This is a genomic window from Pseudonocardia sp. ICBG601, from assembly GCF_020496245.1.
In genome coordinates, this window is record NZ_JAHLJA010000034.1 from 1 (window position 1) to 22,032 (window position 22,032).

Consider the following 22,032-nt stretch of genomic DNA (forward strand, 5'->3'; position numbering starts at 1 on the left):
AGAGCGAGGCCGCCGACGACCCACAAGGTGCCGGTCAGACCGTCGATGGCCATCGCATGATTGCGTTTGCGGCCGATGACGATCATCGCAGCGCACACCAACAACCCGACCACCCCCGCGGCGATCAGACCCCACTTGAACCAGCCGATGATCTGATCCACAAAATCGCCCAGCTTCCCCGGCGGGCGCTGCGGCGGCGGGTCCGGCGGCACCACCTGCTCCGGCACTGCACCCGGGTCCAGGGCAGGTGCCGAGGCCGGGTCCAGGGCGGTGAGCGTGTCGGACGCCGACACCGCAGCGGAGATCACCAGAGACATGAGGGCTCCTCGAACAGGAACGGCAGAGCAGAGAGAGCGGAGACGAGCCGGCGGTCATGCCAGACGCACCCGGGGCGCATCCGCCGCCACGACCGGATCAGCGGGAGCGGCGTCGTCCGGGGCCGACCGGGCGTCGTGGCCAGGGAGAGCGTGGTCGGGGAGAGCGAGGACAGCGTCGATCACCTGCCCCAACGCCCGGACCAGCGCCCGTTCAGGTTTCGACAACTCCGCAGGGGCGAGGGCCAGGAGCTGAGCAGCCCGCTGGATCGGGCGCAGGGTGTCGCGCCAAGCGGCCACGAGAGGGATAGGCACGATCCCGGCGGTGTGCGGCTCGATACTGCGTAACCGATTCCGCGTATTCGACCCCCATCTCACGCCAGGAGCATCAGCGACTACCGCCAGCACCGGCAGGCCCGGGGTGTGCTGCAACGCATGCGCCGCAGCACCGACCGAGGACACCGTCGACCGACACACCAACACCACCACAGACGTCTGCGCCCGATAAACCCCCCGATCCACACCACCCACCGCCGCCGCGAGCAGCGACGTGCCGACCCCGCCGGCGACCCCGGCCACGCACGGACGCTCCCGCACCCCTCACCACCCCACCTCAGTATTATCCACCGACATGCCGCCGGAGATGCCACCGAATTGAACGGAATCACAAGCGGTGAAACCATACATGCTCGATGGGGTGCCGCGCACGAACGCGACGGCCGAGGCCGAGCAGGCCTGACCCGCACCGCTGTGGGCCACCGTGCGCCGTCGGGTGGTGGTCGTCGGAGGCGGTAACGCCGCTACCTCCGGCGGCGATATCCTGAAACACGAGACCAGACAAGACGGACACAGCAGATATGACGGACGGATCGGGAGGTTCGGGGCAGGTGGAACGGTCGTTCCTCGGACCCGACCTGCGCCGCGACCGTCACGGGCGGCTCGGCACGGCCCTGGGGCTGGTCATCGCCGGGGTGGTGACCCTGGGCGGGGCGATCCTGCTGGCGGTGTCACTGCTGTCGTCGGTCGGGCCGCCACCCAAGGCCGCGTCCGCGGTCGGCGCGGCCGTCGTGACCCCCGACGGTATCGGGGTGGCCTCGGTCGATCCGCTGATCACCGCGCAGCGCTGGCTGATCGCCACCCGCACCGTCTCCTACACCGACCCCGACCCACTGGCCTGGACCGACCGGGCCGCGCCGCTGCTGACCGGACCCGCCGCCCGCGCCAACACCCGACTCGCCGCACACGGGACACGAACCGGGGGCGGCTGGCCACAACTGGTCGCCGACCGCTGCAGCGTCACCGTCTCCGGACTGGCTGCGGTGATCCCCCCGGAAGCCCCGCGTAGTAGTGACCGGGTCGCGGTCCAGGTCTCCGGTACCGTCCACACCCGCTGCACCGAACCCCACGGCCCGCGCGTGCCACCCGAGCCCGTCGCAGCGACCCTCACCCTGACCCGCGGCGGTATCGACAGCAACAGCCCCGACAACACCGGTAACAACACCGGCGGGGACCAGCTCTGGCGCGTCCACGAACACCTCCGCTGAACCACCGCACTCCGCAGCTGCCACCGCCCGGGCGAGTTCCCCCACCCCGGACACGATCATGAAAGAGGCCCTCGACGTCTGTGAGTGCTGTGCTCGTCCGAATGACCTGCTGCGGACACACCTGGGTCGGACCCGACCGCGCCCACTGCTGCCGCCGCACCGGCGGCTGCGGACACGTCTTCGACAACGCCGCCCTGTGGGACACCCACCGCGTCGACCACGACGACAGCACCGTCTGCCTCGACCCCGCCACGCTCGGCCTGACCACCACCAAAAACGGCATCTGGATCCAGCCGTAAAGCCCGACAAGCGGTATCGCCGTCGATTCGCTTTCATGCAGTATTTACGGTGGTGTGGAGTTCCCCTTATTTGCGGGACGTAAGTTGTTCATGATGACATGGCCTGGCGACTGAGTCCGCCATGTTGTTACTACGTGCACAGCTGTGTTTCATCGTGACTTTACACAATGTATCTTTCCTTGGACTGGTGGGCGAGTCATTCTGTGGCGGTGATCAGCGCCAGCTGGAGCGGTCGTAGGTATTTTTATTCTGAGTGTGCGGGTATGAGTCGTCAGGCACACGTGCTGGCTGCGGTCGCAGCACCGGTATGCATCGTCATTCTCGGTATCAGTGGTGTCCTGCTCGGTGGATGGTTGCCGCCTCAGATCGGACCAGGTGATAGCGCTGCGGTCGTTGCGGGCTATTACGCGCAGAATGCTTTGCGGGTTCGCGTCGGTGCGGTGCTCGCGATGATCTCGTTCGGTGTCATCCCGGTGTGGGGTGCGGCGATGGCCGCACAGACCCGGCGGAAAGAGGGTGCGTTCCCGGTTCTGGCCTATGTGCAGGTGGCGTGTATGGCGGTGGAGACAGCGCAGATCGTGCTCAACACGGCGCTGTGGGCGACCGCGGCGTTTCGTGCGGGTGAGGTGTCGCCGGAGATCACGCAAACACTCAACGACGCCGGGTTCATCATCTTCCTCGGCACATGGATTCCGTTCACCTTGTGGGCGGTCGCTCTGGGATTGAGTGTCCTGCTGGACCGAAGCGGATCTCCGGTGTATCCTCGATGGAGCGGCTATCTGAGTATCTGGGTGGGTATCGGCTATCTGCCCTGCGTCACGGTGTGGTTTTTCAAGGACGGGCCGTTCGGGTGGCAGGGGATCGTGTGCATGGGAGTCCCGATCATCGTGTTCGGGATATGGCTGTTGACGTTCTCCGCGTTGACGGTGCGGAACGTCCGGGCCGGGTTTCTCCACGAACAAGATCTCGACGACACGTCTCGGATGGGCACCGGGGCACCTCCATGACACGCGAGAGTCGACCTGCTGCGGGCATGTGCGTGGACATGTTCACCGGTCCGGTCGCCTCGACCTCGGGCGGTCCGGCTGCGCGGGAATGGATCCCTGGTGGCCGCAGCAGAGTGCCGGGTGAGCTGGGTGTGTGGGTGCTGATCGGTGGCGAGCTGCTGATCTTCGGGCTCGTCTTCATCGTGTTCGGCTATGAGCGCGCCCAGCAGGTCGAGATCTTCAGGACTGCTCAGTCGACGATGAATCTGGCCTACGGCGCGGTGGACACTGCTCTGTTGCTCACCGGGTCCGTGTTCGTGGCATGGGGCGTGATCGCAGTCCGTGATGACCGGCTCCGGTGGGGTGCCCGGATGTTCGGAGCAGCCATAGCGTGTGGGCTGGTATTCGTTGTCAGTAAATAGGGGCGCCGGTAAGGGAGTTGTCACCAGCCGCAAACGAGTCGATCATTGCTGGTCAGCGGGTTTATTTTCGGTGAGGTTGCGGTAGAGGGTGGCGCGGCTGACGCCGAACGCGGCTGCGATCTGGTCGGCGGTCTGGCCGGTGTCGAGGGCGGCCTGGGCCGCGGCGAGCTGGTTGGGGTCGAGTTTGCGGGGTCGGCCGGGCAGTTTGCCCGTGGCTGCGGTGGCCTCGCGGGCGTGGGCGGCGCGTTCGCGCATGAACACTCGTTCCATGTGTGCGAACAGCGCCAGTAGCGCGACGGCGAGTTCGGCCATCGGCGAGTCGTCGGTGGTGTCGATCGGGATCGGGTCCTTCAGGGTCTTGATCCCGATGCCCTGCTCGCGCAGCTCGTGCACGACGTTGAGGCATTCGCGCAGATTGCGGCCGAGTCGGTCGAGGTTGGTCGCGATGATCGTGTCGCCGGAGCGGGCGTAGCGGCGCAGCTCGGTGAAGCCGGGCCGGTCGATGGTGGCGCCGGTCTTCTTGTCGGTGTAGATCCGCTCGTCGGGTATGCCGTGGTGGCCCAGGGCGTCGAGCTGTCGTTCGAGGTCCTGGTGTGTGGTCGAGACGCGGGCGTAGCCCAGTTCCATCACGTCACCGTCCTGGCCTGGTCCCGGTCGGCATCCAGGGCGGCGGCGATCCGCGGGTCGGTAATGGCGGACTCGCCGGTCATGATCGTCTCGTTTCCTCCCGCAACTGTCTCATAAGTTTACCATGTGGCCGTGTTTCGAGGCGGTGTTTCGACGTTAGATTGTGAGACAGCGTGACCTGGGGTGATGTCGATGTCCGAACTCGCCTGCACGCTGTCGCGGAACCTTGGTTTCGAGACCGGCCAGTCAGCCGCTGGAGGCGGCGGCGGCCAGGCGAAGACGGGCGTCCATGTTCAGCCGCACCTCGCCGTAGGGCAGCACGTGCGCCCAGAACAGCGGCGTCAGCCCGCGCCGATCCTCAGCGGTGAGCGCGTCGTCCCACTCGGAGCCAGCGAGCAGGTCCTGGATCATCAGGGTGTTCACGTACACCAGGGCGGCCTGCAAGATCCGCAGGCACAGCACGCTCATCTCCTGCTCGTCGCGCCGGTTGGTGGCCAGGTCCCCGCCCTTGCCGTAGAAGATGACCGCGTTGGCCCGATTCCACGACTCGACCACGTTCAGGCCCTCGTGGATCTCTCGCTGGAGTGCCCGGCTGTGCAGGTAACGGGCCAAGAAGATGGTCTTTTGCGCCCGGCCCAGCTCGATCATCGCCTGGTAGGTCGGGTGCGCTGCGTTGGCCTTCATGAATCGCCGCAGGATCGCCTCGGTCGAGGCGGTGCCCACGCGGATCGCGGTGGCGTACTTGAGCATCTGGTCGTACTGCTCAGCGATGCGGTCCCACCGGACCGGGCGGGTCATCGCCGGTGCCAGACCCGGCCAGGCGTCTGGCTCGCCAGCAGCCGGGCGGTACAGCTTGACCTTGTTGATCCGCTTGATCCTCGGCAGCAGGTCGAACCCGAGCAGCTTCGTGATGCCGAACCCGATCTCGGACTGACCATGCGTGTCCACGTAATTGGCCTCGACCTGCATGTCGGTGCCATGCCGGATCGCGCCGTCGACCATCGCGTGCACCTCGGAGGCCGAGCAGTTCAGCCGCTGCGAGTGGATCACCACGGAGCCGCGCTCGACGTGCCAGTAGATCAGCACCCCTCGGCCGCCGTAGCGGGAGTGCCACTCGGTGAAGATGTTCTGGTCGAACGCGCCGAAGTGAGTCGAGTCGCTGGCCACGGCGGTGGATCCGTCGCCCCACAGTGTCTGCTGGCGGGCGGCGAAGGTGGCGTTGGCGATCTCGATCGCGATCTGCCGCGCGGCCTCGGTGCTCAGGTAGCGGCGCCGGGCGTAGCGAATCTCGTCCTCGGAATGCCCGTGCTCGCCGCCGGCGACCGCACGGATGCCGGTGTTGGTGCCGTACCCGTAGATAGCCAGCAGCAACCGCTCGGCCAGCACGTGCTCGGGCAAGGTGCCGCGGTCGGCGACCGAGGTCACCGCCGACAGGCAGCCGGTGCGCAGCACCGCCTCCTTGAGCATGTCGATCAGCGGCACCGTGCCCCACCGGGCCTGCACAGCCTGCTTGAGCCGGCGCAGGTTGCGCGGCTCCGGCGAGGCCTCCAGCGGGGCCAGCTTGACCGCGCCAGCCGCGCGGTCGCTAATCGACAACCAATCGCAGCCCGGCAGGGCGGTGTGCAGGGCCTCCAGCTCGGCGCGCATCTCGGCTTGCAGGTCGGCGATGAACTGGCTGGGGTCCAGCGGCTTGCGCAGCGCCTGGTAGTGCTCGACGCGATGGTCCTCGAAATCGGTCGGAAGGTCTTCGGCCGGGTTGCGCCAGGTGTCCGCGCCGACGACCCAGATTTCCTTGCACCGCAACTGCTCGCGTAGCGCCTGGAAGGTGCACACCTCGTAGACCATGCGCACGACCCGTTGCCGGCGTTCACGGTCGCCTCGGCGACCCGGAACAGCAAGTTCTCCTTGCCGGTGACCCGCTTGAACTCCTTGATCAGCTCCTTGGTCACCCGGACCTCGGCGCGGGCGTTGATCCGGTGCACGGTGGAGATCAGCAGCTCGACCAGCGTGTCGGTGATCTCCCGTTCCCGGCAGTGCAACAACGCCGCCAGCAGGGCCAGCGTCACCTCAGGCGCGTGTCCGCGCAGGTGGCTGGGCGCCTCGACCGCCGCCCGCGCCCGCCAGGCGGCGACCACCTTCGGGGCGATGTCGGCGAACACGCCGGCTGACAGGCCGACCGCCCGTACCGCTTCCAGCTTGGCGATCTCGGTCAACATCGTGTTCAGGCTGACGTTGCCCGGATCGGACCGGATCGAGGCCAGCACCGCCGGCCCGTCACCGTCCCCGCCGGGTTGGCCGTCGTCATCGGCACCGGCCGCGACCAAGGCGAACAGCCGAACGCGCACCGCCTCGGATAAGCGGATCGCCACCCGTGCGAACAGCAGCTCCTCGCCGCGGTGCAGCGCCGAGCGCACGATCCGGTCGACGCGGCCGCCGGTGGGGCGGCTCGATACGTTCCTCCCGGCACCGGTCCAGCAGCTGGTCACGGACACGTTCAGCGCCGCGCTCGGTCTGGGTGACGGTGGTGACCAGCCACTCGGTGAGCTTGTCGGCGTCGGCGACGCTGCACTCCCGGAACCCCAGTGTCCGGCGAATCTGGCTGCGATGGAACTCGATCGTGCGGCCGGACCAGTCGTAGAACGCCAGCTCGGTCACCGGCACACCGACCTGCCGGGCCACGTAGTCCACAGCGGCGTCGGGGATCTCGCTCCGGCTGCGGGGAAACCGGCCGTGCTCGGTGTAAAAGCGCAGCAACACCGCGAACCCGAGCCGCGTCGCGCCACGCTTGCCGGCCACCATCGCCAGCTCGGCCTCGACCAGCGTCCACCGATCGATCAGTTCGTCCTGACCCAGCTCACGCGCCACGCACGGACGCTACTCCCACCCCCCGGACACCGCCGCGACCAGAGATTCAGGGTCAAGCCCCCAGCGCTCGTTTGCGGCTGATGACACGATCCTTACCGGCACCCCAAATACGCCGAATGGTCAGACCTGCTCGCGGCCGGGCACGATCCGTTCACGAACGACTTCTTCACGTTCTACTTCGCCCTCACCGCCATACACCTGACACATCTCATCGCCGGACTCGCAGTCCTGGTCGGCATGTGCCGCATCGCCCGCACACCGGGCACTACAGTCCGCGACCTGTGCCATATCGAGGCCGGAGCCTGCTTCTGGCACCTCGTCGACCTCATATGGATCATACTGTTCGCGCTACTGTATCTCGCGAGATAGAAATCATGACACGTCGCATCGCGACGCGACCATACGCACGCATGCTCGTGGCCTGGGCCGGACTCATGGCCGCCACGATCCTCTCCTGGCGCTGGGCCGACACACACGATATGTCAAGTCTCGTGAACAGTGGGATCATCCTACTCGCCTTCATCAAGGTGTATCTCGTCGGCCACTACTTCATGGAGCTCCGTGCCGCGCCACCGCTACTCCGCGTCACTTTCGCGGGGTGGTGTGTTGTTATCTGCGCCGCCCTGATCGGCATGGTCATGTGATCATTCACATGCGAGGGCGACCAACCCGCGCAGGAGACGCGACAACGCGATCTTGTAGAAGTTGCAGGATCTGCTCCGGCGTTAGCTGGTCTGCAAGTCGTTCTAGGGCGATCCGCGCGATCGCGCTACGAGAGACATCTACTCGTGGACGGCAGCGACGCCCGAGAATTTCCACTTCGGCAAGAAGATTTTCGGCGGACTCGTCAAGATATATCGTGGCACGAGTCAGCCGACTAGGCATGGCGCCCGATTCCGCAGAGGGGATTGGACCGCCGGCGGAGCCTCGACCATCGAGGTTTGACGGCTGCGGCGGTAGCTCCTCTCGCTTCTTCGGACTGTGTCGTGGGCGCGCGCGGGCGCGGGCTGAGTTGATTGCAGCGTCCTCTCGTTTCTGTTTCAGTTCGGCGATGCCCTCTTCGCTGTTGCTCATGCGCTGTACTCCTTCACATAAGAAGCAAGTTTTCGATAGCTTCCGACTGCGGCTTGGATTGCCTTGGGAGTGGGGTTCTCCGACCTGACTTTGGTCACCCGAGCCTGGTTTCGCAGCTTGTACTGCGCTGAGCTGCGGTGATGTGTTTGCGCGGGAGCGGTGTGAGGCACTAATTCGGTGCTCTACGCTCGGTCAGGTGGCGTGGGTGAGGCGGGTACGGACGGCCTCCGGGGCGACCGCGGTCCAGATCGCCGAGTCCGTGCAGGGCCATCGACGGATCGTGGCCCATGTCGGGTCAGCGCACACCGAGGCCGAGCTGGGCCTGCTGGTCGAGCAGGCCCGTGGGCTGATCGACGACGCTGCACAGCAGGCCCTGGATCTGGGCGTCGCGCCGTCACCCCGGCGGGCCGAGCTGATCGCGCCCACCGCGGCCGGCGGTGCCACGCAGGAGGGGCTGTTCGGCCAGATGCCGCGGCGCGCCCCGAGCACCACAACCCGGCGGGTGGGTGCGCCGCAGGTGATCACGACCGGGTCGCGGGTGCTGTTCGACATCCTCGCCGAGGTCTACGCGGGCCTCGGGTTCGCAGAGGTCGCTGATGACACGTTCCGCGACCTGGTGATCGCCCGGATCGTCGAGCCCACGTCCATCCTGGACACCGGGTCGGGTGCTGGCCGGTCTGGGCGTCACCGCGGCGAGCGAAAAGACGATGCGCCGCACCCTGCTGCGCTGCACCGGGCGCAGCTACCGCGACGAGATCGCGAGGGCCTGCTTCACCCACGCCCGTGGCAGTGGGGATGTGTCGTTGTGTCTCTACGACGTCACCACCCTCTACTTCGAGGCGGAGAAGGAGGACGACCTGCGCAAGGTCGGGTTCTCCAAGGAACGCCGGGTCGACCCGCAGGTCGTCGTCGGGCTGCTGGTCGATCGCGCAGGGTTCCCCCTCGAGATCGGCTGTTTCGAGGGCAACAAGACCGAGACCGCGACGATCCTGCCGATCATCGAGGCCTTCCGGGCCCGACACCAGCTGCCGGTCGAGCCGGGCGGGATGGTCGTGGTCGCCGACGCAGGGATGCTCTCGGCCGCGAACCTGCGCGACCTCGACGAGGCCGGCCTGCGGTTCATCGTCGGCTCCCGACTCACCAAGGCCCCGGTTGACCTGGAGTCGCACTTCCACTGGCACGGCGACGCCTTCGTCGACGGGCAGATCATCGACACCCTCACACCACGCGACCGCCGCACCGGGCGCAGCGAGAACAGCCCGAAGGTCAAGGCCGAGCCCGTCTGGAACCCCAACCAGCATCCGGGATCCTGGCGGGCGGTCTGGGCCTACTCCACGAAGCGGGCCGTCCGGGACCGGCGCACGTTGACCCTGCAGGAGAACCGGGCCCGCGAGGTCATCGCCGGCGAGAAGCCCGCGCGCACACCGCGGTTCGTCAAGGTCACCAACGGCTCCCGCGCCCTGGACGAGGCCTCCTTGGCTCGGGCATACCGGTTGGTCGGGTTGAAGGGCTACGTGACCAACATCCCGGCCGGCGGCGCAGCGGCCGGGGAGATCATCGGCGACTACCACGACCTCTGGCACGTCGAGCAGTCCTTCCGGATGAGCAAAACCGACCTACGCGCCCGCCCGATGTTCCACCACCAACGCCAGTCCATCGAAGCGCACCTGACCATCGTGTTCACCGCCCTCGCAGTCGCCCGCGAGATCCAGAACCGCACCGGGCTCACCATCCGCAACGTCGTCCGCCAGCTCCGACCACTGCGCTCGGCCACCATCGCCATCAACGGCACCCAGCAGACCTTCCCGCCCGCCGTCCCCGCCGACAAACAGGCCCTCCTCGACGCGCTCCGTCAGCCCGCGGCGAAGCACTAAGACAAGTGACCGAAGTCAGGTCCGAGGTCATCGCCATGCGGCGCTTTCGCGTTTCGATCGCTCTCGCGTAGGGAACGGAGGGGCCAACCCGCACTGGCGTGCCAGCGATCATCTGCTCAAGCCGGCGAACTTCGAACGCCGGAGGAACACGATGAATCATGTTAGGAACGATCACGAGTGGATAGTCAGCGCTCTCAGTGACCGCCTGCTCCGTAGCATTCAAATCATCAGTACGCAGTCCTGTGGGAACGCAGACCACGTTCGCTGCCGCCATTGCTCCGAAGGTAGAAGGGGCTGCTCCGGGATGCGTGTCAACGACGACCCAGTCCCGACGCCACGCTCCTGCCCATTCAGTGATGAGATCTGCCCATCGCTCCGAGTCCAGGGGCAGATCAATCAGATTTGGGCTACTGGGAACAAGGAGGCTTATTCAGGCTCCGTCAGGTAAGTGTGTAGAAGATGAGTCCGATGACTGCCGAGATTGTCGTTTTAAATGTGGCGTAGGGCCGCCGGTAGTCTGTGTGGAGAACTTTCCACGTTTTGATATGGGCGATGACTCGTTCGATGGTGGCGCGGGTGTGGTTGAGGCTCTTGTTGAATGTTTTTTGCCAGTCGAGAAGTTCCCGGCCGGGTGGTTTTTTGAACGGGGTGAGCATGCCGCGCCCGATGTATCCTTTATCGCCGATCGGGGGGTATGTGGCGAGGTGGTCGAGGGCGCCGGATTGGTCGAGGCAATATAGGTCGTGTCGGGAGCCTGGGGTCGGGTCGGAGATCCACGACAGCTGCCCTTCCAGGGTAGCTGCGACCTGGACGACGACGCCGGTGGTGCGATGCTTGCCCGACCACAGACCCGGCACCGCGGCCCATGACCAGCAGGGCAGCAAGGTTCCATCGATGATGTACTGCCGATCGGCACGAAGCTCCTCTGCCGTCGGAACGACACTCCGCAGCGCCTGTGCCAGCAACGGTGTCACCCCCGTGATCGCTCGACTAACCGTCGACTGCGACACCCCATAGGTTTCCGCCAACTCCCACTGCACACGATTCCCGCGCAGATACGCCAACGTGATCACCACCGACCAGAACAACCCCAGAACCGGCGGCCAAGACAAACGTGCCTCCGTCGCGTCCCGCTGATCCTGCTCATACACTATAGCGACAAGATTCTGAATTTCATCACGCCGGAAACCAGTGGTATAGTACATACTGCGACAGCCCGTTCATCTCGGATTGATTCGGCAAACCAATCTTCGCGATGGACGGGCTGTCGCCCAACCCGACACGCCGGGCTAGATCGTTATTTCACGGGGCCTGAATAAGCCTCAAGGTCTGCCTTACGGAAACCTCTACGCGGCCGTGGAGTCCGCCTCTTCTCCAGGGCATCAAACAGCGGATCCGTCGCTTCATAGCCTGGGCGGTAGCCCCAGCGGCGGCTAGCGCTACCCCCGTCCCATTCCAGGTCCAGCAGCACCGCGTCAAGTAGATACGCCAACTCGTACGCAAGAGTGGTCTTACCCACGCCCCCCTTCGGGGAGGCGACCACGAGCACCTTCGACATAGCTGTAACGCTACAACACCGAGGGCGATACTCCTCCATCTACAGCGCCGTAACGCTGTAACTACACTGATCCCAGGAAGACCAGCCCCGTAACGCTGTAACTACACTGATCCCAGACGAAGGCGCGTCACGCGGCGGGGTGGTGGGTGGCGCGGACGGCGCCGATGAATTCGCGGGCGTAGTAGCTGTTGTTCCAGACGTCGGCCTCGATTTTGACGACGTCGCCGGTCTGTGGGGCGTGGAGCATCTGGCCTGTGCCGAGGTAGAGGCCGACGTGGTGGATCCCGCCGGGGCGACCGTTCGAGGTGAACAGGAGCATGTCCCCGGGTTGGACCTGGGCGGGGTCGGTGATGGCGGGTGGGAAGCGTTGCCAGATGGCTTGGGTTTGTCCGGGGACGTCGATCCCGATGCCGGCGAAGGCGTAGGTCATGAGTCCGGAGCAGTCGAACCCGCCCCGGGTGGGGCCGTGGGCGTCGCCTCCGGCCCAGACATAGGGCTGGCCTTGTTGGGTCAGGGCGCGGTCGATCACCTGGCGGATGTGCGGATCCACCGCACCGGGCAACACCGGAGAGCCCGGCGGGCTGCCCGCGCCGCCGGGGCCGGTGCAGGTGATGTCGTCCAGAGCGGCGACCAGTAGCGCGGCGGGGTGTTCCCATTTGGCGTAGGCGGCGGGGAACGCACTGATCTGCACCGCTTGCGCCGCCCGGGTCAACGGCATCGTCTCCCACCCGGGGACCTGCAGCAGGCGTTCATAGAACAACCGCGCCGAGCCCCTGGGGTCCATGCGGACGGTGACCGGCCCCCAACCGGCGGCGCGCTGCTGGAACAACCCGACCGAGTCATGATCGGCCCCGACCGCCTCATGCGGGCGTGTCAACGATTCGGTGACAGTGGTGTTGGCGTAGTTGAGCAGACTGGATTCCTGCATCGCGGTCGCGACCGCGACCACCTGGCCCCGCACGGGGACACCCATCTCGACACCGGCGGCGACGATGTGCGCGGCGTTGGACACCTGGACGGGGCCGAAACCCTCGACCAGGTCAGCCGGGTCCACCCCGGCGGGAGCACACACCACCCCGGGAACGCCCAGCGAGAACGTGCGGCCACCGGCGGTGATCGCACCGCCGAGGGCGATCACGAACAGCACGACGACCGCGCCCACCAGCGCGGTCACGCAGGCGAGCCCGGTCGTCGCGGTCTTCATCGTGAACTCCCCAGTCTCGAACGCCGGTCCGACCTCAGGGGCTCTGGCCGGCAGGGTGGTGACACAGGCCGCACCGACCCAGCTCACCAGTTCAGTCGGTGAGACCGAGCCGCTCGCTGCACGCCGGCCACGCACCCCAGCCCTGGCCTTCCTGCACCCGCTGCGCCACCGCGATCTGCTCTTCCCGGGACGCTTCGTGGGCGGCACCGGTGCCGCCGAAGGCCTCCCAGGTCGACGGCGTGAACTGCAGGCCACCGGCGAGCCCGTTCCCGGTTCGGGTCGACCAGTCCCCACCCGACTCGCACTCGGCCAGCGCATCCCACACGCCTTCCGAGGCCCCGCCCGCGCTCTTCTCCGCGACCGGGGCCGCCGACGCCGACACCGACGCCGACGCCGCAGTGTCCGTGTCGGGTTCCTGGGCGGCGGCGGGCGGGCCTCAGCGGCGGGACCGGACGACGGCTCGGTCGCGGGAGCGAGAGCACCGTTGGTTCGGGAGATCGTCTCACCAGCACTACCAGCACTCTCAGCGCTGTTGCTGGTGGTGGTGTCGAGGTCGTCGAGGCTCAGGGCCGGGTCGGTGAGGGTCTCCAGCAGGGCGACCGCGTCCGGGTCGGCCGCAGCCGCACGGGCGGCCTGCTCGGTCAGCTCCTCCACACCCGCGGCCAGGCCCTCACCCTGCCGGGCCTCACCCGGGCCCTCGCTCCGCGGCTCGGTGCTCTGACCAGTGCTGGTGTGCTCATCCGTGGTCCGCGTGACCGTGCTGGCGCCACTGGCAGACGACCTCGGCGCCGCGGTGTCCACGGGGCGCTCCGACGGGGCCGCAGGCCCAGACACAGCACCCACAGCACTGCCGACCGCTGGGCTGCGGCCACTATCCGCAGCAGCGTCGAGGACCACCCGACCCGCCTCACCCCCCGCGCCGACCGGGCTGGCCGGCTCGGCTTCCAGGACGTCGAGGAACTCATCCAACAGCGCAACCGCAGCCCGCGCATCCTCCACCGAGCGACTCACCTGCTCACCGCCGCCACGACGGCACCGGCAGAACCGCCCCGGTCAGCGGCGTCAACGCAACAGTCCTTGCCGTGCTCCTCGCCGTGGTTCTCCTCGGGTCGGCTCGTGGGCGTGCCGGAGATACACCTTGATGAAGGCGAGTAGGATGATCCCACTGTTCACGAGACTTGACATATCGTGTGTGTCGGCCCAGCGCCAGAGAGGATCGTGGCGGCCATGAGTCCGGCCCAGGCCACGAGCATGCGTGCGTATGGTCGCGTCGCGATGCGACGTGTCATGATTTCTATCTCGCGAGATACAGTAGCGCGAACAGTATGATCCATATGAGGTCGACGAGGTGCCAGAAGCAGGCTCCGGCCTCGATATGGCACAGGTCGCGGACTGTAGTGCCCGGTGTGCGGGCGATGCGGCACATGCCGACCAGGACTGCGAGTCCGGCGATGAGATGTGTCAGGTGTATGGCGGTGAGGGCGAAGTAGAACGTGAAGAAGTCGTTCGTGAACGGATCGTGCCCGGCCGCGAGCAGGTCTGACCATTCGGCGTATTTGGGGTGCCGGTAAGGATCGTGTCATCAGCCGCAAACGAGCGCTGGGGGCTTGACCCTGAATCTCTGGTCGCGGCGGTGTCCGGGGGGTGGGAGTAGCGTCCGTGCGTGGCGCGTGAGCTGGGTCAGGACGAACTGATCGATCGGTGGACGCTGGTCGAGGCCGAGCTGGCGATGGTGGCCGGCAAGCGTGGCGCGACGCGGCTCGGGTTCGCGGTGTTGCTGCGCTTTTACACCGAGCACGGCCGGTTTCCCCGCAGCCGGAGCGAGATCCCCGACGCCGCTGTGGACTACGTGGCCCGGCAGGTCGGTGTGCCGGTGACCGAGCTGGCGTTCTACGACTGGTCCGGCCGCACGATCGAGTTCCATCGCAGCCAGATTCGCCGGACACTGGGGTTCCGGGAGTGCAGCGTCGCCGACGCCGACAAGCTCACCGAGTGGCTGGTCACCACCGTCACCCAGACCGAGCGCGGCGCTGAACGTGTCCGTGACCAGCTGCTGGACCGGTGCCGGGAGGAACGTATCGAGCCGCCCACCGGCGGCCGCGTCGACCGGATCGTGCGCTCGGCGCTGCACCGCGGCGAGGAGCTGCTGTTCGCACGGGTGGCGATCCGCTTATCCGAGGCGGTGCGCGTTCGGCTGTTCGCCTTGGTCGCGGCCGGTGCCGATGACGACGGCCAACCCGGCGGGGACGGTGACGGGCCGGCGGTGCTGGCCTCGATCCGGTCCGATCCGGGCAACGTCAGCCTGAACACGATGTTGACCGAGATCGCCAAGCTGGAAGCGGTACGGGCGGTCGGCCTGTCAGCCGGCGTGTTCGCCGACATCGCCCCGAAGGTGGTCGCCGCCTGGCGGGCGCGGGCGGCGGTCGAGGCGCCCAGCCACCTGCGCGGACACGCGCCTGAGGTGACGCTGGCCCTGCTGGCGGCGTTGTTGCACTGCCGGGAACGGGAGATCACCGACACGCTGGTCGAGCTGCTGATCTCCACCGTGCACCGGATCAACGCCCGCGCCGAGGTCCGGGTGACCAAGGAGCTGATCAAGGAGTTCAAGCGGGTCACCGGCAAGGAGAACTTGCTGTTCCGGGTCGCCGAGGCGACCGTGAACGCCGGCAACGGGTCGTGCGCATGGTCTACGAGGTGTGCACCTTCCAGGCGCTACGCGAGCAGTTGCGGTGCAAGGAAATCTGGGTCGTCGGCGCGGACACCTGGCGCAACCCGGCCGAAGACCTTCCGACCGATTTCGAGGACCATCGCGTCGAGCACTACCAGGCGCTGCGCAAGCCGCTGGACCCCAGCCAGTTCATCGCCGACCTGCAAGCCGAGATGCGCGCCGAGCTGGAGGCCCTGCACACCGCCCTGCCGGGCTGCGATTGGTTGTCGATTAGCGACCGCGCGGCTGGCGCGGTCAAGCTGGCCCCGCTGGAGGCCTCGCCGGAGCCGCGCAACCTGCGCCGGCTCAAGCAGGCTGTGCAGGCCCGGTGGGGCACGGTGCCGCTGATCGACATGCTCAAGGAGGCGGTGCTGCGCACCGGCTGCCTGTCGGCGGTGACCTCGGTCGCCGACCGCGGCACCTTGCCCGAGCACGTGCTGGCCGAGCGGTTGCTGCTGGCTATCTACGGGTACGGCACCAACACCGGCATCCGTGCGGTCGCCGGCGGCGAGCACGGGCATTCCGAGGACGAGATTCGCTACGCCCGGCGCCGCTACCTGAGCACCGAGGCCGCGCGGCAGATCGCGATCGAGATCGCCAACGCCACCTTCGCCGCCCGCCAGCAGACACTGTGGGGCGACGGATCCACCGCCGTGGCCAGCGACTCGACTCACTTCGGCGCGTTCGACCAGAACATCTTCACCGAGTGGCACTCCCGCTACGGCGGCCGAGGGGTGCTGATCTACTGGCACGTCGAGCGCGGCTCCGTGGTGATCCACTCGCAGCGGCTGAACTGCTCGGCCTCCGAGGTGCACGCGATGGTCGACGGCGCGATCCGGCATGGCACCGACATGCAGGTCGAGGCCAATTACGTGGACACGCATGGTCAGTCCGAGATCGGGTTCGGCATCACGAAGCTGCTCGGGTTCGACCTGCTGCCGAGGATCAAGCGGATCAACAAGGTCAAGCTGTACCGCCCGGCTGCTGGCGAGCCAGACGCCTGGCCGGGTCTGGCACCGGCGATGACCCGCCCGGTCCGGTGGGACCGCATCGCTGAGCAGTACGACCAGATGCTCAAGTACGCCACCGCGATCCGCGTGGGCACCGCCTCGACCGAGGCGATCCTGCGGCGATTCATGAAGGCCAACGCAGCGCACCCGACCTACCAGGCGATGATCGAGCTGGGCCGGGCGCAAAAGACCATCTTCTTGGCCCGTTACCTGCACAGCCGGGCACTCCAGCGAGAGATCCACGAGGGCCTGAACGTGGTCGAGTCGTGGAATCGGGCCAACGCGGTCATCTTCTACGGCAAGGGCGGGGACCTGGCCACCAACCGGCGCGACGAGCAGGAGATGAGCGTGCTGTGCCTGCGGATCTTGCAGGCCGCCCTGGTGTACGTGAACACCCTGATGATCCAGGACCTGCTCGCTGGCTCCGAGTGGGACGACGCGCTCACCGCTGAGGATCGGCGCGGGCTGACGCCGCTGTTCTGGGCGCACGTGCTGCCCTACGGCGAGGTGCGGCTGAACATGGACGCCCGTCTTCGCCTGGCCGCCGCCGCCTCCAGCGGCTGACTGGCCGGTCTCGAAACCAAGGTTCCGCGACAGCGTGCAGGCGAGTTCGGACATCGACATCACCCCAGGTCACGCTGTCTCACAATCTAACGTCGAAACACCGCCTCGAAACACGGCCACATGGTAAACTTATGAGACAGTTGCGGGAGGAAACGAGACGATCATGACCGGCGAGTCCGCCATTACCGACCCGCGGATCGCCGCCGCCCTGGATGCCGACCGGGACCAGGCCAGGACGGTGACGTGATGGAACTGGGCTACGCCCGCGTCTCGACCACACACCAGGACCTCGAACGACAGCTCGACGCCCTGGGCCACCACGGCATACCCGACGAGCGGATCTACACCGACAAGAAGACCGGCGCCACCATCGACCGGCCCGGCTTCACCGAGCTGCGCCGCTACGCCCGCTCCGGCGACACGATCATCGCGACCAACCTCGACCGACTCGGCCGCAATCTGCGCGAATGCCTCAACGTCGTGCACGAGCTGCGCGAGCAGGGCATCGGGATCAAGACCCTGAAGGACCCGATCCCGATCGACACCACCGACGACTCGCCGATGGCCGAACTCGCCGTCGCGCTACTGGCGCTGTTCGCACACATGGAACGAGTGTTCATGCGCGAACGCGCCGCCCACGCCCGCGAGGCCACCGCAGCCACGGGCAAACTGCCCGGCCGACCCCGCAAACTCGACCCCAACCAGCTCGCCGCGGCCCAGGCCGCCCTCGACACCGGCCAGACCGCCGACCAGATCGCAGCCGCGTTCGGCGTCAGCCGCGCCACCCTCTACCGCAACCTCACCGAAAATAAACCCGCTGACCAGCAATGATCGACTCGTTTGCGGCTGGTGACAACTCCCTTACCGGCGCCCCTATTTACTGACAACGAATACCAGCCCACACGCTATGGCTGCTCCGAACATCCGGGCACCCCACCGGAGCCGGTCATCACGGACTGCGATCACGCCCCATGCCACGAACACGGACCCGGTGAGCAACAGAGCAGTGTCCACCGCGCCGTAGGCCAGATTCATCGTCGACTGAGCAGTCCTGAAGATCTCGACCTGCTGGGCGCGCTCATAGCCGAACACGATGAAGACGAGCCCGAAGATCAGCAGCTCGCCACCGATCAGCACCCACACACCCAGCTCACCCGGCACTCTGCTGCGGCCACCAGGGATCCATTCCCGCGCAGCCGGACCGCCCGAGGTCGAGGCGACCGGACCGGTGAACATGTCCACGCACATGCCCGCAGCAGGTCGACTCTCGCGTGTCATGGAGGTGCCCCGGTGCCCATCCGAGACGTGTCGTCGAGATCTTGTTCGTGGAGAAACCCGGCCCGGACGTTCCGCACCGTCAACGCGGAGAACGTCAACAGCCATATCCCGAACACGATGATCGGGACTCCCATGCACACGATCCCCTGCCACCCGAACGGCCCGTCCTTGAAAAACCACACCGTGACGCAGGGCAGATAGCCGATACCCACCCAGATACTCAGATAGCCGCTCCATCGAGGATACACCGGAGATCCGCTTCGGTCCAGCAGGACACTCAATCCCAGAGCGACCGCCCACAAGGTGAACGGAATCCATGTGCCGAGGAAGATGATGAACCCGGCGTCGTTGAGTGTTTGCGTGATCTCCGGCGACACCTCACCCGCACGAAACGCCGCGGTCGCCCACAGCGCCGTGTTGAGCACGATCTGCGCTGTCTCCACCGCCATACACGCCACCTGCACATAGGCCAGAACCGGGAACGCACCCTCTTTCCGCCGGGTCTGTGCGGCCATCGCCGCACCCCACACCGGGATGACACCGAACGAGATCATCGCGAGCACCGCACCGACGCGAACCCGCAAAGCATTCTGCGCGTAATAGCCCGCAACGACCGCAGCGCTATCACCTGGTCCGATCTGAGGCGGCAACCATCCACCGAGCAGGACACCACTGATACCGAGAATGACGATGCATACCGGTGCTGCGACCGCAGCCAGCACGTGTGCCTGACGACTCATACCCGCACACTCAGAATAAAAATACCTACGACCGCTCCAGCTGGCGCTGATCACCGCCACAGAATGACTCGCCCACCAGTCCAAGGAAAGATACATTGTGTAAAGTCACGATGAAACACAGCTGTGCACGTAGTAACAACATGGCGGACTCAGTCGCCAGGCCATGTCATCATGAACAACTTACGTCCCGCAAATAAGGGGAACTCCACACCACCGTAAATACTGCATGAAAGCGAATCGACGGCGATACCGCTTGTCGGGCTTTACGGCTGGATCCAGATGCCGTTTTTGGTGGTGGTCAGGCCGAGCGTGGCGGGGTCGAGGCAGACGGTGCTGTCGTCGTGGTCGACGCGGTGGGTGTCCCACAGGGCGGCGTTGTCGAAGACGTGTCCGCAGCCGCCGGTGCGGCGGCAGCAGTGGGCGCGGTCGGGTCCGACCCAGGTGTGTCCGCAGCAGGTCATTCGGACGAGCACAGCACTCACAGACGTCGAGGGCCTCTTTCATGATCGTGTCCGGGGTGGGGGAACTCGCCCGGGCGGTGGCAGCTGCGGAGTGCGGTGGTTCAGCGGAGGTGTTCGTGGACGCGCCAGAGCTGGTCCCCGCCGGTGTTGTTACCGGTGTTGTCGGGGCTGTTGCTGTCGATACCGCCGCGGGTCAGGGTGAGGGTCGCTGCGACGGGCTCGGGTGGCACGCGCGGGCCGTGGGGTTCGGTGCAGCGGGTGTGGACGGTACCGGAGACCTGGACCGCGACCCGGTCACTACTACGCGGGGCTTCCGGGGGGATCACCGCAGCCAGTCCGGAGACGGTGACGCTGCAGCGGTCGGCGACCAGTTGTGGCCAGCCGCCCCCGGTTCGTGTCCCGTGTGCGGCGAGTCGGGTGTTGGCGCGGGCGGCGGGTCCGGTCAGCAGCGGCGCGGCCCGGTCGGTCCAGGCCAGTGGGTCGGGGTCGGTGTAGGAGACGGTGCGGGTGGCGATCAGCCAGCGCTGCGCGGTGATCAGCGGATCGACCGAGGCCACCCCGATACCGTCGGGGGTCACGACGGCCGCGCCGACCGCGGACGCGGCCTTGGGTGGCGGCCCGACCGACGACAGCAGTGACACCGCCAGCAGGATCGCCCCGCCCAGGGTCACCACCCCGGCGATGACCAGCCCCAGGGCCGTGCCGAGCCGCCCGTGACGGTCGCGGCGCAGGTCGGGTCCGAGGAACGACCGTTCCACCTGCCCCGAACCTCCCGATCCGTCCGTCATATCTGCTGTGTCCGTCTTGTCTGGTCTCGTGTTTCAGGATATCGCCGCCGGAGGTAGCGGCGTTACCGCCTCCGACGACCACCACCCGACGGCGCACGGTGGCCCACAGCGGTGCGGGTCAGGCCTGCTCGGCCTCGGCCGTCGCGTTCGTGCGCGGCACCCCATCGAGCATGTATGGTTTCACCGCTTGTGATTCCGTTCAATTCGGTGGCATCTCCGGCGGCATGTCGGTGGATAATACTGAGGTGGGGTGGTGAGGGGTGCGGGAGCGTCCGTGCGTGGCCGGGGTCGCCGGCGGGGTCGGCACGTCGCTGCTCGCGGCGGCGGTGGGTGGTGTGGATCGGGGGGTTTATCGGGCGCAGACGTCTGTGGTGGTGTTGGTGTGTCGGTCGACGGTGTCCTCGGTCGGTGCTGCGGCGCATGCGTTGCAGCACACCCCGGGCCTGCCGGTGCTGGCGGTAGTCGCTGATGCTCCTGGCGTGAGATGGGGGTCGAATACGCGGAATCGGTTACGCAGTATCGAGCCGCACACCGCCGGGATCGTGCCTATCCCTCTCGTGGCCGCTTGGCGCGACACCCTGCGCCCGATCCAGCGGGCTGCTCAGCTCCTGGCCCTCGCCCCTGCGGAGTTGTCGAAACCTGAACGGGCGCTGGTCCGGGCGTTGGGGCAGGTGATCGACGCTGTCCTCGCTCTCCCCGACCACGCTCTCCCTGGCCACGACGCCCGGTCGGCCCCGGACGACGCCGCTCCCGCTGATCCGGTCGTGGCGGCGGATGCGCCCCGGGTGCGTCTGGCATGACCGCCGGCTCGTCTCCGCTCTCTCTGCTCTGCCGTTCCTGTTCGAGGAGCCCTCATGTCTCTGGTGATCTCCGCTGCGGTGTCGGCGTCCGACACGCTCACCGCCCTGGACCCGGCCTCGGCACCTGCCCTGGACCCGGGTGCAGTGCCGGAGCAGGTGGTGCCGCCGGACCCGCCGCCGCAGCGCCCGCCGGGGAAGCTGGGCGATTTTGTGGATCAGATCATCGGCTGGTTCAAGTGGGGTCTGATCGCCGCGGGGGTGGTCGGGTTGTTGGTGTGCGCTGCGATGATCGTCATCGGCCGCAAACGCAATCATGCGATGGCCATCGACGGTCTGACCGGCACCTTGTGGGTCGTCGGCGGCCTCGCTCTGGCCGCGGGGGCCTCGGGGATCGTCGCGGTCTTCCTCTAGGGCTGGGGGTCGACCAGGAGCTGGGAGCGGATGAACCCGGAGACGTCGAGTTCTTCTTCCGGGGTGGGTGCGTCGAGGTAGCGGACCTGCAGGTCCCGCCCACCGAACAGGATCATCCGCCGGATGATCTCATCGTCGATTTCGGTCAACCCGTTCGCCGACAGGCCGGCGTTGAGCCACAACCAGGCCGACTGCATCGCCGACACCGCTTGGCGGACACCGTCGGCGACCGCGGTCCCGCCGGGCAGCTGCCCTTCGGCGATCACGGTCACGGTGAGCGCGACCCCCTCGTTCCGGTCGGGCAACGGCGCGACCGTCGCGTCGACGATGCGGTCTTCCCGGATCTGTTCGACCAGAAACTCCGAGAGGACGTAGTTGACCTCGACCGGGTTCCAGCCCAGCGACGGGAACACCTGACCGACCGAAACGAGAAGAGCACCATGCACAACCGGTCATCCTTCCCGGCCGCCCCGGCCGAGCCCGGTCCGGTATCCCGCACGGCCACG

General features: G+C 66.9%; 23 protein-coding genes and 2 pseudogenes. 11 read left to right on the forward strand and 14 right to left on the reverse strand.

All coding sequences use genetic code 11. The annotated features are described in order from the left end of the window. Positions 1-317: hypothetical protein (locus tag KPL57_RS12790; RefSeq protein WP_226351770.1), on the reverse strand; the 317-nt coding region annotated here is incomplete at its 3' end. An 884-nt stretch (positions 318-1,201) separates the two neighbouring features. Here KPL57_RS12790 and KPL57_RS12795 point away from each other — a divergent pair. The 4 genes from KPL57_RS12795 to KPL57_RS12810 all read left to right on the forward strand — a co-directional run bounded on the left by KPL57_RS12795 (position 1,202) and on the right by KPL57_RS12810 (position 3,565). Next, a complete protein-coding gene (locus KPL57_RS12795) occupies positions 1,202-1,858 on the forward strand; it encodes a hypothetical protein (protein ID WP_226351771.1) in 657 nt (218 codons plus the stop codon). A 101-nt stretch (positions 1,859-1,959) separates the two neighbouring features. Beyond that, positions 1,960-2,157, forward strand: coding sequence for a hypothetical protein (locus tag KPL57_RS12800; protein ID WP_226351772.1), 198 nt, complete (start codon positions 1,960-1,962; stop codon positions 2,155-2,157). Between the two features lie 209 nt (positions 2,158-2,366). Next, complete coding sequence (locus tag KPL57_RS12805; protein ID WP_226351773.1) at positions 2,367-3,164, forward strand: hypothetical protein; 798 nt, start codon at positions 2,367-2,369, stop codon at positions 3,162-3,164. A gap of 32 nt (positions 3,165-3,196) precedes the next feature. Beyond that, positions 3,197-3,565, forward strand: coding sequence for a hypothetical protein (locus KPL57_RS12810; RefSeq protein WP_226351774.1), 369 nt, complete (start codon positions 3,197-3,199; stop codon positions 3,563-3,565). Between the two features lie 42 nt (positions 3,566-3,607). Here the strand turns inward: KPL57_RS12810 and KPL57_RS12815 are convergent, their stop codons facing one another. From KPL57_RS12815 to KPL57_RS12825, 3 genes are all read right to left on the reverse strand, one after another. Next, a complete protein-coding gene (locus KPL57_RS12815) occupies positions 3,608-4,192 on the reverse strand; it encodes a recombinase family protein (RefSeq protein ID WP_226351775.1) in 585 nt (194 codons plus the stop codon). A 246-nt stretch (positions 4,193-4,438) separates the two neighbouring features. After that, positions 4,439-6,043: a Tn3 family transposase gene (locus KPL57_RS12820; protein ID WP_308252860.1), complete on the reverse strand. Its 1,605-nt coding sequence runs from the start codon at positions 6,041-6,043 to the stop codon at positions 4,439-4,441. 450 nt (positions 6,044-6,493) lie between these two features. Beyond that, complete coding sequence (locus KPL57_RS12825; RefSeq protein ID WP_226351777.1) at positions 6,494-7,057, reverse strand: DUF4158 domain-containing protein; 564 nt, start codon at positions 7,055-7,057, stop codon at positions 6,494-6,496. Between the two features lie 126 nt (positions 7,058-7,183). Between KPL57_RS12825 and KPL57_RS72060 the strand changes: the two genes are divergently transcribed. The 3 genes and pseudogenes from KPL57_RS72060 to KPL57_RS12840 all read left to right on the forward strand — a co-directional run bounded on the left by KPL57_RS72060 (position 7,184) and on the right by KPL57_RS12840 (position 10,005). Next, the gene (locus tag KPL57_RS72060) at positions 7,184-7,426 is read left to right on the forward strand and encodes a cytochrome c oxidase subunit 3 (RefSeq protein ID WP_226351814.1); all 243 of its coding nucleotides are present in this window, start codon (positions 7,184-7,186) and stop codon (positions 7,424-7,426) included. Positions 7,427-7,467: 41 nt separating this feature from the next. Then, positions 7,468-7,701 carry a cytochrome C oxidase subunit IV family protein gene (locus KPL57_RS12835; RefSeq protein WP_226351778.1) on the forward strand — a complete coding sequence of 78 codons (234 nt, stop codon included), beginning with the start codon at positions 7,468-7,470 and terminating at the stop codon, positions 7,699-7,701. Positions 7,702-8,327: 626 nt separating this feature from the next. Next, positions 8,328-10,005, forward strand: a pseudogene (locus tag KPL57_RS12840) (IS1634 family transposase). A gap of 440 nt (positions 10,006-10,445) precedes the next feature. On the opposite strand, the gene KPL57_RS12845 reads toward KPL57_RS12840, so the two are convergent. The 5 genes from KPL57_RS12845 to KPL57_RS72070 all read right to left on the reverse strand — a co-directional run bounded on the left by KPL57_RS12845 (position 10,446) and on the right by KPL57_RS72070 (position 14,304). Next, complete coding sequence (locus tag KPL57_RS12845) at positions 10,446-11,117, reverse strand: transposase (protein ID WP_226351779.1); 672 nt, start codon at positions 11,115-11,117, stop codon at positions 10,446-10,448. 185 nt (positions 11,118-11,302) lie between these two features. Continuing rightward, a complete protein-coding gene (locus tag KPL57_RS72065) occupies positions 11,303-11,602 on the reverse strand; it encodes a ParA family protein (RefSeq protein WP_374203706.1) in 300 nt (99 codons plus the stop codon). Between the two features lie 88 nt (positions 11,603-11,690). After that, positions 11,691-12,725 (reverse strand): C40 family peptidase, encoded by a 1,035-nt coding sequence (locus tag KPL57_RS69645; RefSeq protein ID WP_308252861.1) that lies wholly within the window; start codon positions 12,723-12,725, stop codon positions 11,691-11,693. A 133-nt stretch (positions 12,726-12,858) separates the two neighbouring features. After that, positions 12,859-13,149 carry a transglycosylase family protein gene (locus KPL57_RS12855; protein ID WP_374203707.1) on the reverse strand — a complete coding sequence of 97 codons (291 nt, stop codon included), beginning with the start codon at positions 13,147-13,149 and terminating at the stop codon, positions 12,859-12,861. 912 nt (positions 13,150-14,061) lie between these two features. Beyond that, on the reverse strand, positions 14,062-14,304 hold the full coding sequence (locus KPL57_RS72070; protein ID WP_226351814.1) for a cytochrome c oxidase subunit 3: 243 nt from the start codon (positions 14,302-14,304) through the stop codon (positions 14,062-14,064). Between the two features lie 192 nt (positions 14,305-14,496). Here KPL57_RS72070 and KPL57_RS12865 point away from each other — a divergent pair. The 3 genes and pseudogenes from KPL57_RS12865 to KPL57_RS12875 all read left to right on the forward strand — a co-directional run. Next, positions 14,497-14,832: pseudogene (locus KPL57_RS12865) on the forward strand (DUF4158 domain-containing protein); the annotation flags it as partial. Between the two features lie 617 nt (positions 14,833-15,449). Next, the gene (locus KPL57_RS12870) at positions 15,450-17,048 is read left to right on the forward strand and encodes a transposase (protein ID WP_226351776.1); all 1,599 of its coding nucleotides are present in this window, start codon (positions 15,450-15,452) and stop codon (positions 17,046-17,048) included. A 246-nt stretch (positions 17,049-17,294) separates the two neighbouring features. After that, positions 17,295-17,879: a recombinase family protein gene (locus tag KPL57_RS12875; RefSeq protein ID WP_226351775.1), complete on the forward strand. Its 585-nt coding sequence runs from the start codon at positions 17,295-17,297 to the stop codon at positions 17,877-17,879. Between the two features lie 42 nt (positions 17,880-17,921). On the opposite strand, the gene KPL57_RS12880 is transcribed toward KPL57_RS12875, so the two are convergent. From KPL57_RS12880 to KPL57_RS12895, 4 genes are all read right to left on the reverse strand, one after another. Beyond that, the gene (locus tag KPL57_RS12880; protein ID WP_226351774.1) at positions 17,922-18,290 is read right to left on the reverse strand and encodes a hypothetical protein; all 369 of its coding nucleotides are present in this window, start codon (positions 18,288-18,290) and stop codon (positions 17,922-17,924) included. Between the two features lie 32 nt (positions 18,291-18,322). Next, on the reverse strand, positions 18,323-19,120 hold the full coding sequence (locus tag KPL57_RS12885; RefSeq protein WP_226351773.1) for a hypothetical protein: 798 nt from the start codon (positions 19,118-19,120) through the stop codon (positions 18,323-18,325). A gap of 209 nt (positions 19,121-19,329) precedes the next feature. Continuing rightward, positions 19,330-19,527 carry a hypothetical protein gene (locus KPL57_RS12890; protein WP_226351772.1) on the reverse strand — a complete coding sequence of 66 codons (198 nt, stop codon included), beginning with the start codon at positions 19,525-19,527 and terminating at the stop codon, positions 19,330-19,332. A gap of 101 nt (positions 19,528-19,628) precedes the next feature. Further along, positions 19,629-20,285 (reverse strand): hypothetical protein, encoded by a 657-nt coding sequence (locus KPL57_RS12895; protein WP_226351771.1) that lies wholly within the window; start codon positions 20,283-20,285, stop codon positions 19,629-19,631. Between the two features lie 893 nt (positions 20,286-21,178). Here KPL57_RS12895 and KPL57_RS12900 point away from each other — a divergent pair. Next, complete coding sequence (locus KPL57_RS12900) at positions 21,179-21,526, forward strand: hypothetical protein (RefSeq protein ID WP_226351780.1); 348 nt, start codon at positions 21,179-21,181, stop codon at positions 21,524-21,526. Here KPL57_RS12900 and KPL57_RS12905 read toward each other — a convergent pair. Further along, positions 21,523-21,939, reverse strand: coding sequence for a hypothetical protein (locus KPL57_RS12905; RefSeq protein WP_226351781.1), 417 nt, complete (start codon positions 21,937-21,939; stop codon positions 21,523-21,525). The genes KPL57_RS12900 and KPL57_RS12905 overlap by 4 nt on opposite strands. Positions 21,940-22,032: the final 93 nt, after the last annotated feature.

What these genes read in the sequence shown, in the direction of transcription:
- KPL57_RS12800 (WP_226351772.1), top strand. Translation starts at nt 1,960, where the DNA reads ATGACCTGCTGCGGACACACCTGGGTCGGACCCGACCGCGCCCACTGC.
- KPL57_RS12815 (WP_226351775.1), bottom strand. Translation starts at nt 4,192, where the DNA reads ATGGAACTGGGCTACGCCCGCGTCTCGACCACACACCAGGACCTCGAA.
- KPL57_RS12835 (WP_226351778.1), top strand. Translation starts at nt 7,468, where the DNA reads ATGCTCGTGGCCTGGGCCGGACTCATGGCCGCCACGATCCTCTCCTGG.
- KPL57_RS72065 (WP_374203706.1), bottom strand. Translation starts at nt 11,602, where the DNA reads ATGGAGGAGTATCGCCCTCGGTGTTGTAGCGTTACAGCTATGTCGAAG.
- KPL57_RS12870 (WP_226351776.1), top strand. Translation starts at nt 15,450, where the DNA reads ATGGTCTACGAGGTGTGCACCTTCCAGGCGCTACGCGAGCAGTTGCGG.
- KPL57_RS12875 (WP_226351775.1), top strand. Translation starts at nt 17,295, where the DNA reads ATGGAACTGGGCTACGCCCGCGTCTCGACCACACACCAGGACCTCGAA.
- KPL57_RS12890 (WP_226351772.1), bottom strand. Translation starts at nt 19,527, where the DNA reads ATGACCTGCTGCGGACACACCTGGGTCGGACCCGACCGCGCCCACTGC.